The organism is Oceanobacillus halotolerans, assembly GCF_010993955.1.
In the GTDB taxonomy this organism is placed as follows: Bacteria; Bacillota; Bacilli; order Bacillales; family Amphibacillaceae; genus Oceanibacillus_A; species Oceanibacillus_A halotolerans.
The window spans coordinates 1-10049 of the sequence record NZ_WIXL01000023.1 but is presented as its reverse complement, the minus strand read 5'-3'; the positions used below and the strand labels follow the sequence as shown (position 1 = coordinate 10049).

Below are 10049 nucleotides of genomic sequence, written 5' to 3'. Positions count from 1 at the left end.
AATCTAGCGGAGGAAAAACACGTAGACTCCTGCGGGAAGTAGGAGATCGGTGAGACCCCACAGGGCGCTAGCCCGAGGAGGCTCACCACTCCCCCGCGGTAAAGAAGACACTGTGAAAACATAAGTTTGAACAGATGTCGCACTTATGCCCCTGGTGAAAGCGAAGTGTATTTCCGTAGCGGTATTCATAAGTTAAACTATTGCGTATTATATAGCAGATTATGCGCAGTAGAAAACAATAAAGTATGCAAAAAGAGCCTACAAAAAAACACTTGGAAATCCAAGTGTTTTTTGAATATAAGAAATATTATCGGAATAGCCGCTCTCGCTAATTCTTTATTATTCTCCAAGTAATTGTGCTTGTTCTTTCATTTCTGCTGGAACCATAATGGCATCAAAACGCCACTTCCTGTGGCTTCATCGGCACTAGGACGTCAATCGCTCGAAGCTGGATGTGGCCTTTCCTATAAAAGGCAGTAATGAGTCCAATTTTTTATGCTTTCTTTTAAAAAACCAAACCCGAAAATCGGATTTGGCTTTTTTACTATGATAAATGATTTGTAATATCAGCATCTTCTCGAAGACTTTCGACAAGACTTTGGGATACTTGTGCATGTTCTTGTGCAATAATTTGTTCTTCTAAATTTGGCCTCATTTCCTCAAAGGACTGGATTTCAGGGTCCTCATCTTCCCCAGCCATTTGTTCCTGTTGTGCTGTATATTGATCATATAGGTCTTGAAGTTCCTCTTCATCAATTTCTACTTCGCCTGCTTCTTCTTCAATCAGTTTATCTAGTTTTACTTGTTGTTCAATTTGTGAACTGACTTCTGCTTCAGCCATTCCTTGTTCTTCCATTGCAGAAAAGAATTCTTCTTCAGACTCTAATCCACTTTGGGTTACTAAAGCATCCAAGATTTCTTGCGTTTCCTCTTCTGATGCTGTATATTCACGGCGATTTGCTTCTTGGAGTAGAAGTTCTAGGTCAATCATCCCTTCTGCAACCTGCACTTTTAATTGATCCTGATCGATCTCTTCACCAGTTAACTGTGATTGGAAAGCAGCTTGCTGAAACTGACCAACATAATTTGCTTCAAATTCGTCTTTAGATAATTCTTCGCCATTTACTTCTGCCACGACATCAGGGATACCCTCTAAATCAGGCTCAGGCATTTCAGGTGCCTCTGTCTCTTCCTGTGTTTCTTCATTATCATCTTCACCACCACATGCAGCTAGTAACGTTACTAGTACAGCAATGGATAATAATATCAACCATTTTCTATTCAAATGTTATTCTCCTTTCATTGTTGCTTACGGCTCATTCTACCACATTTAAATAGCTTGTTCACGTAAAAACATGAAACGAGCATATACCTAAAAGATTTAAACACTGTTTTTAAAAGGAAATCAGATGTGACACTTTCCCTTATCCCTAATTCTGTTCACTACTTTGAAAGGTATGCCTTCAATGGTTATGAAACAGAAGAAGTGGCACATCAAATATTAAACTGGATTCGTTCTAACTTATAACCTATATCCCCAAAAACAAACAAAACCCAGGTTCTATGCTGAACCTGGGTTTTCATCATAATGACAAGTGATTGGTCACATCTGCTTCCTCTCGAAGATTTTCAACAAGTAATTGAGTAGATTCCGATTCTTTTTGGGTGACTACTTGTTCTTCCAAATCTGATTTCACTTCGTCAAAGGATGGAACTTCTGCTTCTTCTCCAGTTTGTTCGGCCATCGCCTCTTGTTGTGCCTTCATTTCTTCATATGCTTGTTCTAATTCTTCTTCCGTAGGCTCAGTCTCACCAGCTTCTTCTGACACTAGCTGATTCACCTTTACTTGTAATGCCACTTGAGACATTACTTCCTCTTCTTCCGTACCTTGTTCTTCCATGGCAGCTAAGAACTCTTCTTTCGATTCCAGACCGTTTTGTGCTACGATACCTTCAAATGTTTCATCCACGGCCTCATCTGATACTTCATAATCGCGACTCTCCGCTTCTTGTATTAGAAGTTCCGTACCAATTAAATTTTCTGCTACCTGTTCTTTCAATTGATCCTGATTAATTTCTTCACCAGTCATTTGTGCTTGCAAAGCGAACTGCTGAAATTGTCCCATATAGCTTGCCTCAAAATCTTCTTTTGGAATAGCTTGTCCATTTACTTCAGCAACCACATCTGGAATCCCCTCCAGATCAGGTTCTGGCATTTCCATTTCTTGTGCATTTTCACCTGGTTCTGCTTCTTCATTGTTATCTTCATTTGAATCACCACCACATGCTGCTAGCAAAAGGACAAGTGCAGCAAGGGAAATACGTACAAATTTTTTGTTCAAACTAATTCTCCTTCCAATCCATGTTGGGGGCTATTGTAACACATATACAGTACTTGTACACTGATGAAGGAAAACTGTTACCGAACCTTAATCATTGCCACAACCATTACATACATATTACAAGGTGCCTCCATCCATTCAAATTTAGATAGCTATTTTCTTAAACTACTGAATAGGTTTTTGGTTCAGCTTCCCACTTAATACTTCTACCAGTAGGTCTCTCTTATTTAACCAGTCCCCCCAGTTAAAGCATAACATATCTCCTCGTGCAATCGTTGTGATTACTTGATTATATTTAAATGAATAGGCAAATGTATGAAGGGTTCCAAAGAAGTTCTCATAGTCATTAAAAAACAAATCCGCTGATGGATCACCAAACCAGTTAACTACTTCCTCCATATTAGGTTCATCAGATGCTTTCTTTTCTAAAGTTTTAAGTCGATGGAAACTAAGCGTATAATCATCTATTCTATTTAGTGATAATAAATCTTTATGTTGAAAATGGTTCGTGCACGTTAACTTGCTCCCACCCTCTCGTACTTTTATCTGAGTGGGAGATGCTTCAACAATTGCTTTACGACCATTCGTGTCACCGATTGAAAAATTATAGCTCCACGTGTGTGGTAATGCTTTTAATAAAGCAATCGCCTCGTATGTATCCGTGCATATATCAAGGACAATTCGAATAATAGTAGATGCTAGTAATCCTAATTTTGCTTGATCCTGATTGACAAAATGGAACGCAATAAAGAGGCCCTTTTCATTTACCCCTTCATGTCTTCCATTTACATGGAGACTATGACCCACACTAGCAAAACATTCATTTGTTTGACTTACTACCAAACGCTTATCATATAGCAATGGTGAAAAATCATAATTTCGAACTGCAAAATCAGCATTTACAATAGACGAACACCCCATACCAGGAATAGAGGATGGAATATCATACCCGCCGAAAAGATTGGCGCTCTTTGTGTATGGCACTCCTAAACCATCCGCTAATCCCTTTATTTCATCGATTAAATGAGGTGCAAAATGTTTGAGAATGTCCGTGAACCTATCCAGATCAAACGATCAAACGTAACTTTTTCCAATATAGAAAATTGATCTAAAAGAACACGATTTATTGCTTTTCCTTGTTGTACCCCCATGTTATAGGCACTATCTCGATACTGTTCAACAGATACATGAATCGTTTCGATATGGCACAGCTCCTTCCATATTCCTTTAATTCATTAAATTGATGCCATATTCCATTTCCAGCTTTTCATAAATCGCCTTTAATTTTGGTTTTTTCGCAATAACATTCCGTGCTCTTTCTGTAAGGTGAATAATTTCTTCGTTTTGTTCGTCTTTAGGTAGACTTTTTTCATATCGATAGGTGTCATGTAAGGTATTATCCAATAAACGTAAAATAGCAGCTTGAATTTTGACTGCTTCTAGTAATAATGCTTCTGTATCTTCTGTTTTATGTTGTTCATTACTCATCTCCCATTCTCCTTTTTTTAAAAATTAATAAATACCATTCTTAGTATAGACGATTTGTACACCAATTACATACACTCTTGCCTATCTTTGATATGGACAAAAACTCTAGGAGATTGTCGTGCATAGGCTATTTATATAAAATCGAGGGAGGTAGAAAAATGACACATGAACACAATTTTCAACACCCAATGTTCCCATCAAATTTTCACGGATCCCATGGACATATGAATCCAATGGGTACTGGGTTTAATCCAGCAGGGTATGGAGACATGACACAACCAGGAGTGAATCCAGTATATCAATCTAATTATGGTATGATGAACCAACCTGGTTACGGTGGAATGAATGTCCCCACTCATGGTATGATGAATCATCCTGGAATTGGTCCAATGCATCAACATGGATTCGCTCCAATGAATCAGCATGGATATAATATTACCAACCATCCTGCCTATGGTACGATGAACCAACCTGGATTTGCCCCTACAAATCACCCTGCCTTTGGTGTTAATCAACAAGCAGGATTTGGTCATACCAACTACCCTGGAAACTGGCAAGACTAGACACTTATGTATAGATTAAAACACCGCTTTATTGGCGGTGTTTTAATTTGCTTTCTTACTGTTCTACTAATTTTATTAACAGTTACAATTTCTTTTTTACTGTGTTATCAATTGGATGAACCGTAGCCTTTCCTGCATCTTAATCTATAAGGTCAATATATACTTTTTTACCAGCATACGTCACATCTACCACTTCTGGTTTTATGGTTTCAAAACAACTTTGATACAATCATCCATCTTTGTATCAAAAATTTCGTACCCGTGCTTTGCATCATCTAACGGTAATTTATGTGTAATAATATCACTTAAATCGACTTTTCCTCTTGCAATCAAATCATGTAAAGCTGGCATATAGTGTATCACGGGTGCTTGTCCTGTTCTAATATTCACATTACGTTGAAAAATATCGCCAAATGGAAAGGCGTTATAGCGAGATGCATACACACCAGTAACTTGAATGTTTCCACCTTTTCGAACTGCTTGGCTTGCCATGACTAATGCACCCATTGATCCTCCATGGAGTTTTAATCCTGTAGCAAGAAATTCTAAATCACTCATTTTTCCATCCATACCAACACAATCAATAACAACATCTGCACCACCCTTAGTGAGATCATGAAGGTAATCACCAGGGTTGTCGTAATCCTCAAAGTTAACAATTTCTACATTATTTGTCCGTTTGGCATGTTCTAAACGATATCCTACATAATCTACTGCAATGACTCGTTTTGCACCTTTTAACCAAGCAAATTTTTGTGCGATCAGCCCTATTGGTCCACAACCTAAAATAATAACCGTGTCTCCTTCTTTCATACCAGAGTTATCCACACTCCAATAGGCGGTCACACCAACATCCGAAAGTAACACTAAGTTATCATCATCAACCTCGCTATTTTCAGGGATTTTATAAGGGGTGAAGTTACCATATGGAACACGCATATATTCAGCTTGTCCACCAGGATAACCACCTGTTGTTCCAGAATATCCAAAATAGGCACCCATTTCCCCATTATCATTTGCATTATCACATTGACTTTCTAGTTGATTTTGACAAAACCAACACTCACCACAACTTACATTAAACGGAACAACGACACGATCTCCTTTTTTAACTTTTGTTACTTCAGGTCCTGTCTCTTCCACAATTCCCATCGGTTCATGACCAATAATATAATTTTCCTGAACGTTCGGAATCATGCCATGGATTAAATGCAAATCAGATCCGCAAATACCTGTATTGGTTAATTTTACAATAATATCGTCAGGCTTTTGAATACTGGGTGCTTCCACATCTTTTACGATTACATTTTTAACACCTTGAAAAGTTACCGCTTTCATGGTCTATCTCTCCTCTATTATCTTTATTTTGGTGGAGTTGGAAATAATCCTTTTCGATTGTTTTCCTCTCCGAAGAGCTTAAGACCAGCAATATCTACTGCAGTCTGTGCTGCTTTTAAATCTAGCATTTGCTGCTCACTGACATCGTAAGGATGGAACCATTTTTTATCCATCATTAACTCAACTATTTCAGTTTGATAATCAATAGCTGCTTCCATTTGATTACGAATTGTTGTTCTTACTTCTGGACTAGCTGCTTCCGTTAAGGCAATCGAATAATTTCGTATTAATTCTTTTATAGTAATTAATAAATCTAGTGCAATAGCTGAATCGATTTGTTCCGGCATTCCTACCGAATTGATTGGATCTAAATAGTCATTCATGCTGTCACCTCATTTACTGTGATTTCGAATAGTGAAAAATCCGCTGCAATTCCTTGATATCCTTCACAGACATTTGAACATTTTTATCCATTAATTTGCGTAAATCTTGATCAAATACAACTCCTTGCATCAACTTTGACTTTAAGAGTCCAATCGTTTTTATGTTTAATAATTCATGGGAATCCATCGTTTCATGAAAAGCTAAATCCTCACGTCCCATTCACCTCAGCCTCCTCGCGTATACAGCTATGCTTATTTTGGCTCTAAAGGCTTTTACCTATACAGAAAAAGAAGCACGAAATGGAGTATGAAACATATAGAATAATCCCTTCCTATGAAGGTAACCTATAAAAAAGGAATTTTTTATATATAAGGAGTGAGAAATCATGCCAATAAAGTTAGCATTACACGAACGTCTAGAATTACATGAAATACTAACCTTTAGAAATTTAAGCCTAACAAAGGCTGCTACGATGCATGGTTTAGTAGGATGTGAAGAATTAAAGGAGATTCTGGCCACTCATGTAACAGAAGGGAAACAGCATGTGGAAAATTTAAATAACTTATTAAAAGATGGGAGCGTTTCAACATGACGAATATGCTTCAAAAAATCGCTGGGATGGCTGGGATGACAGATCAAGTTATTGCCACTGATTTTTTAATATCCACTAAAACGGCAGTAAGAAACTTAACATTTGCATTAACGGAATCGGCAACACCAGAAGTAAGAGAGGAATTACGGAAACAACTAAATTATGAGATCGAGGCACATGAAAAAATCGCCCAATACATGATGAAAAAGGGCTATTACAACCCTAGTGATTTAGAAGAGCAATTAGATGTCGATTTAAAAGCATCAAAAGCTGCTTTAAAAATAGCCGATTAAGCACAAAAGTTAGAAGCGCCCTTAAAGGCTAAGAACGCCACGTAGATCGCAATATACTTGACTAGGATGTCTGGACCCATCATACAGAGGGGTGGAAAGTCTTGTGACAGTTTTAGCATTAGCCAATGATAACGCGCCATATTCTTATGTCTAACGGGGGCTTAATCATCTAGTCCGACTCGCTGACTAAAACCGTCACATCCTATGACAACGCCAGTACTAGGCCTTAAATTAACATAAGACAAAAAAGGATGATAATGTAAAAATGCTACATTATCATCCTTTGGGGATGGAGCCTAGCGGGATCGAACCGCTGACCTCCTGCGTGCAAGGCAGGCGCTCTCCCAGCTGAGCTAAGGCCCCATATAACTATAATATTTTTTAACGACAGTAAATATAATAACAAATTAATTATATAAAGTCAACTAAAGTTTAACTAAATGGGCCTGAGTGGACTCGAACCACCGACCTCACGCTTATCAGGCGTGCGCTCTAACCAGCTGAGCTACAGGCCCATACTTACATGGAGCGGGTGATGGGAATCGAACCCACGACATCAGCTTGGAAGGCTGAGGTTTTACCACTAAACTACACCCGCATGTTATTCGGTATTTTTTATAATTGATTATGACGCACTTGTTATCCTCTCGCACCTTAGTTGATTCAAGATGTGCTGTGCATCGAGGCAACTCGTTGTTATTTCGGTGGATGTGTCGCTCGTGGCTGAGGTTTTACCACTAAACTACACCCGCATGTTATTCGGTATTTTTTATAATTGATTATGACGCACTTGTTATCCTCTCGCACCTTAGTTGATTCAAGATGTGCTGTGCATCGAGGCAACTCCTTGTTATTTCAGTGGATGTGTCGCTCGTGGCTGCACACGATATTATAAATGGAGGGAGTAGGACTCGAACCTACGAACCCGATGGGAGCGGATTTACAGTCCGCCGCGTTTGGCCAACTTCGCTATCCCTCCATAGAACAAGTGGTGGCTCGGGACGGAATCGAACCGCCGACACACGGATTTTCAGTCCGTTGCTCTACCGACTGAGCTACCGAGCCAAATATATTCATAGAAATTATGGCGCGCCCGAGAGGAGTCGAACCCCTAACCTTTTGATCCGTAGTCAAACGCTCTATCCAATTGAGCTACGGGCGCATATGGTGCCGAGGGCCGGACTCGAACCGGCACGGTAGAAACCTACCGCAGGATTTTAAGTCCTGTGCGTCTGCCAATTCCGCCACCCCGGCATGGCTTGGAGCGGAAGACGGGATTCGAACCCGCGACCCCCACCTTGGCAAGGTGGTGTTCTACCACTGAACTACTTCCGCGCATAAAATGGTGCGGGTGGAGGGAGTCGAACCCCCACGTCCGAAGACACTAGATCCTAAGTCTAGCGCGTCTGCCAATTCCGCCACACCCGCATTATTCATATGATATATAAAAGGATAAGACATTGAGGATTCCGACGCTTCAGTTAGTCCTTGTTATCTTTTTCTAAATTGAAACAAGGGCAACCAAAGGCGAGAATCCGCCACAACATCTTTGATGAGCCATGGAGGATTCGAACCTCCGACCCTCTGATTAAAAGTCAGATGCTCTACCAACTGAGCTAATGGCTCATATGAATATAGTCTCTTATTGAGCTTTCATTTGTGCTCGTCATATTGAATATTTTTCAATGACGTCGCATTCCTCGCAAGCCTGCATATAGTTGATATTTCGGTGATACTTGCAGCTAGCTAAAATGGTTCATATTTAGACTTTACATATATATTGTAAATGGTGCCGGCCAGAGGACTTGAACCCCCAACCTACTGATTACAAGTCAGTTGCTCTACCAATTGAGCTAGGCCGGCTCATGGCGGTCCGGACGGGACTCGAACCCGCGACCTCCTGCGTGACAGGCAGGCATTCTAACCAACTGAACTACCGGACCAATATATAATTCGATTCAACATTATTAAATGAATTAAATTGGCTACACTCTTTCAATTACCACTATTCTTCAATTAGCAATGAGGTATTGTCGACGTTGTTAATTGAAATATTTTGGTTGCACTCTTTCAAGTACTACTTATTTTCAACTAGCTTTGATGCTTACACGACGTAGTTAGTTGAAGTATTTTGGTTGCACTCTTTCAAGTACTACTTATTTTCAACTAGCTTTGATGCTTACACGACGTAGTTAGTTGAAGTATTTTGGTTGCGGGGGCAAGATTTGAACTTGCGACCTTCGGGTTATGAGCCCGACGAGCTACCAGACTGCTCCACCCCGCGATATAAATAAAAATATAAATTTGATCATGCATTAAGTTTTAAAAAATACTGTTCGTCGTGTTGCAAGTATTTCTATGATGTCTCACTCCTCACAAGCCTGCACATAGTAGCGTATTCAATGATGCTAGCGGCTTGCTCCACCCCGCGATATAAATAAAAATATGAATTTGATCATGCATTAAGTTTTAAAAAATACTGTTCGTCGTGTTGCTAGTATTTCAATGAAGTCTCACTCCTCACAAGCCTGCACATAGTAGCGTATTCAATGATGCTAGCGGCTTGCTCCACCCCGCGGTATAAATTAAGTTGAATATGGTGGAGGATGCAGGGCTCGAACCTGCGACCCCTTGCTTGTAAGGCAAGTGCTCTCCCAGCTGAGCTAATCCTCCATATTGGTGACCCGTACGGGATTCGAACCCGTGTTACCGCCGTGAAAGGGCGGTGTCTTAACCACTTGACCAACGGGCCAATCAAAAGACAAAAATCAAAAGTATAGCCTAGCAGCGTCCTACTCTTGCAGGGGCAAAGCCCCAACTACCATCGGCGCTGGAGAGCTTAACTTCTGTGTTCGAAATGGGAACAGGTGTGACCTCTCCGCTATTACCACTAGACCTTATGTAAGAAGATAAATGGTAAATAAAGTACCTATATACCTTCAAAACTAGATAAGAAATACCTAAGACAAATAATAATAAAGTTAAGTCCTCGATCGATTAGTATCCGTCAGCTCCACGTGTCACCACGCTTCCACCTCGGACCTATCAA

General features: G+C 39.9%; 10 protein-coding genes, 15 tRNA genes and 1 rRNA gene. 3 read left to right on the top strand and 23 right to left on the bottom strand.

Translation table 11 applies throughout. The annotated features are described in order from the left end of the window. Window positions 1-544: 544 nt before the first annotated feature. The 4 genes from GHC26_RS15770 to GHC26_RS15755 all read right to left on the bottom strand — a co-directional run bounded on the left by GHC26_RS15770 (window position 545) and on the right by GHC26_RS15755 (window position 3830). Window positions 545-1285, bottom strand: a complete 741-nt coding sequence (locus GHC26_RS15770) for a SurA N-terminal domain-containing protein (protein ID WP_163972201.1) — start codon at window positions 1283-1285, stop codon at window positions 545-547. A gap of 298 nt (window positions 1286-1583) precedes the next feature. Next, the gene (locus GHC26_RS15765) at window positions 1584-2342 is read right to left on the bottom strand and encodes a SurA N-terminal domain-containing protein (protein ID WP_163972200.1); all 759 of its coding nucleotides are present in this window, start codon (window positions 2340-2342) and stop codon (window positions 1584-1586) included. A gap of 165 nt (window positions 2343-2507) precedes the next feature. Next, complete coding sequence (locus tag GHC26_RS15760) at window positions 2508-3407, bottom strand: C45 family autoproteolytic acyltransferase/hydolase (protein ID WP_226376969.1); 900 nt, start codon at window positions 3405-3407, stop codon at window positions 2508-2510. 162 nt (window positions 3408-3569) lie between these two features. Then, window positions 3570-3830 (bottom strand): hypothetical protein, encoded by a 261-nt coding sequence (locus GHC26_RS15755; protein WP_163972198.1) that lies wholly within the window; start codon window positions 3828-3830, stop codon window positions 3570-3572. Between the two features lie 158 nt (window positions 3831-3988). Between GHC26_RS15755 and GHC26_RS15750 the strand changes: the two genes are divergently transcribed. Next, the gene (locus GHC26_RS15750) at window positions 3989-4393 is read left to right on the top strand and encodes a hypothetical protein (protein WP_163972197.1); all 405 of its coding nucleotides are present in this window, start codon (window positions 3989-3991) and stop codon (window positions 4391-4393) included. 201 nt (window positions 4394-4594) lie between these two features. On the opposite strand, the gene GHC26_RS15745 is transcribed toward GHC26_RS15750, so the two are convergent. The 3 genes from GHC26_RS15745 to GHC26_RS15735 are packed head-to-tail and all read right to left on the bottom strand — an operon-like array spanning window position 4595 to window position 6334. Continuing rightward, on the bottom strand, window positions 4595-5731 hold the full coding sequence (locus tag GHC26_RS15745) for a zinc-dependent alcohol dehydrogenase (RefSeq protein ID WP_163972196.1): 1137 nt from the start codon (window positions 5729-5731) through the stop codon (window positions 4595-4597). A gap of 23 nt (window positions 5732-5754) precedes the next feature. Continuing rightward, window positions 5755-6114 carry a spore coat protein gene (locus GHC26_RS15740; RefSeq protein WP_163972195.1) on the bottom strand — a complete coding sequence of 120 codons (360 nt, stop codon included), beginning with the start codon at window positions 6112-6114 and terminating at the stop codon, window positions 5755-5757. 13 nt (window positions 6115-6127) lie between these two features. Next, a complete protein-coding gene (locus GHC26_RS15735; protein WP_163972194.1) occupies window positions 6128-6334 on the bottom strand; it encodes a spore coat protein in 207 nt (68 codons plus the stop codon). Window positions 6335-6500: 166 nt separating this feature from the next. Between GHC26_RS15735 and GHC26_RS15730 the strand changes: the two genes are divergently transcribed. Both GHC26_RS15730 and GHC26_RS15725 read left to right on the top strand, forming a co-directional pair. Then, window positions 6501-6707 carry a hypothetical protein gene (locus tag GHC26_RS15730; RefSeq protein WP_163972193.1) on the top strand — a complete coding sequence of 69 codons (207 nt, stop codon included), beginning with the start codon at window positions 6501-6503 and terminating at the stop codon, window positions 6705-6707. After that, on the top strand, window positions 6704-7000 hold the full coding sequence (locus tag GHC26_RS15725) for a spore coat protein (protein ID WP_163972192.1): 297 nt from the start codon (window positions 6704-6706) through the stop codon (window positions 6998-7000). Before GHC26_RS15730 ends, GHC26_RS15725 begins: the two co-directional genes overlap by 4 nt. A gap of 290 nt (window positions 7001-7290) precedes the next feature. On the opposite strand, the gene GHC26_RS15720 is transcribed toward GHC26_RS15725, so the two are convergent. From GHC26_RS15720 to rrf, 16 genes are all read right to left on the bottom strand, one after another. Then, window positions 7291-7363: transfer RNA gene (locus tag GHC26_RS15720), tRNA-Ala, on the bottom strand. Between the two features lie 78 nt (window positions 7364-7441). Continuing rightward, a tRNA-Ile gene (locus GHC26_RS15715) sits at window positions 7442-7515 on the bottom strand. Between the two features lie 9 nt (window positions 7516-7524). Beyond that, a tRNA-Gly gene (locus GHC26_RS15710) sits at window positions 7525-7598 on the bottom strand. A gap of 298 nt (window positions 7599-7896) precedes the next feature. Then, window positions 7897-7979, bottom strand: a tRNA-Tyr gene (locus GHC26_RS15705). Between the two features lie 10 nt (window positions 7980-7989). Continuing rightward, window positions 7990-8065, bottom strand: a tRNA-Phe gene (locus tag GHC26_RS15700). Between the two features lie 20 nt (window positions 8066-8085). Next, window positions 8086-8162: transfer RNA gene (locus GHC26_RS15695), tRNA-Arg, on the bottom strand. Between the two features lie 3 nt (window positions 8163-8165). Further along, a tRNA-Leu gene (locus GHC26_RS15690) sits at window positions 8166-8254 on the bottom strand. A 6-nt stretch (window positions 8255-8260) separates the two neighbouring features. Further along, window positions 8261-8335: transfer RNA gene (locus GHC26_RS15685), tRNA-Gly, on the bottom strand. A gap of 8 nt (window positions 8336-8343) precedes the next feature. Further along, window positions 8344-8428, bottom strand: a tRNA-Leu gene (locus tag GHC26_RS15680). A gap of 125 nt (window positions 8429-8553) precedes the next feature. Beyond that, a tRNA-Lys gene (locus GHC26_RS15675) sits at window positions 8554-8626 on the bottom strand. A gap of 161 nt (window positions 8627-8787) precedes the next feature. After that, window positions 8788-8863 (bottom strand) — tRNA-Thr (locus GHC26_RS15670). A 3-nt stretch (window positions 8864-8866) separates the two neighbouring features. Beyond that, window positions 8867-8943 (bottom strand) — tRNA-Asp (locus GHC26_RS15665). A gap of 264 nt (window positions 8944-9207) precedes the next feature. Next, window positions 9208-9284 (bottom strand) — tRNA-Met (locus GHC26_RS15660). Window positions 9285-9597: 313 nt separating this feature from the next. Beyond that, window positions 9598-9673 (bottom strand) — tRNA-Val (locus tag GHC26_RS15655). 4 nt (window positions 9674-9677) lie between these two features. Then, window positions 9678-9752: transfer RNA gene (locus tag GHC26_RS15650), tRNA-Glu, on the bottom strand. Between the two features lie 27 nt (window positions 9753-9779). Further along, a 5S ribosomal RNA gene (gene rrf, locus GHC26_RS15645) occupies window positions 9780-9895 on the bottom strand. Between the last annotated feature and the right edge of the window lie 154 nt (window positions 9896-10049).

Coding starts and splice junctions, on each gene's coding strand:
- GHC26_RS15740 (WP_163972195.1), bottom strand. CDS start 6,114: ATGAATGACTATTTAGATCCAATCAATTCGGTAGGAATGCCGGAACAA.
- GHC26_RS15730 (WP_163972193.1), top strand. CDS start 6,501: ATGCCAATAAAGTTAGCATTACACGAACGTCTAGAATTACATGAAATA.
- GHC26_RS15755 (WP_163972198.1), bottom strand. CDS start 3,830: ATGAGTAATGAACAACATAAAACAGAAGATACAGAAGCATTATTACTA.
- GHC26_RS15745 (WP_163972196.1), bottom strand. CDS start 5,731: ATGAAAGCGGTAACTTTTCAAGGTGTTAAAAATGTAATCGTAAAAGAT.
- GHC26_RS15725 (WP_163972192.1), top strand. CDS start 6,704: ATGACGAATATGCTTCAAAAAATCGCTGGGATGGCTGGGATGACAGAT.
- GHC26_RS15735 (WP_163972194.1), bottom strand. CDS start 6,334: ATGGGACGTGAGGATTTAGCTTTTCATGAAACGATGGATTCCCATGAA.
- GHC26_RS15750 (WP_163972197.1), top strand. CDS start 3,989: ATGACACATGAACACAATTTTCAACACCCAATGTTCCCATCAAATTTT.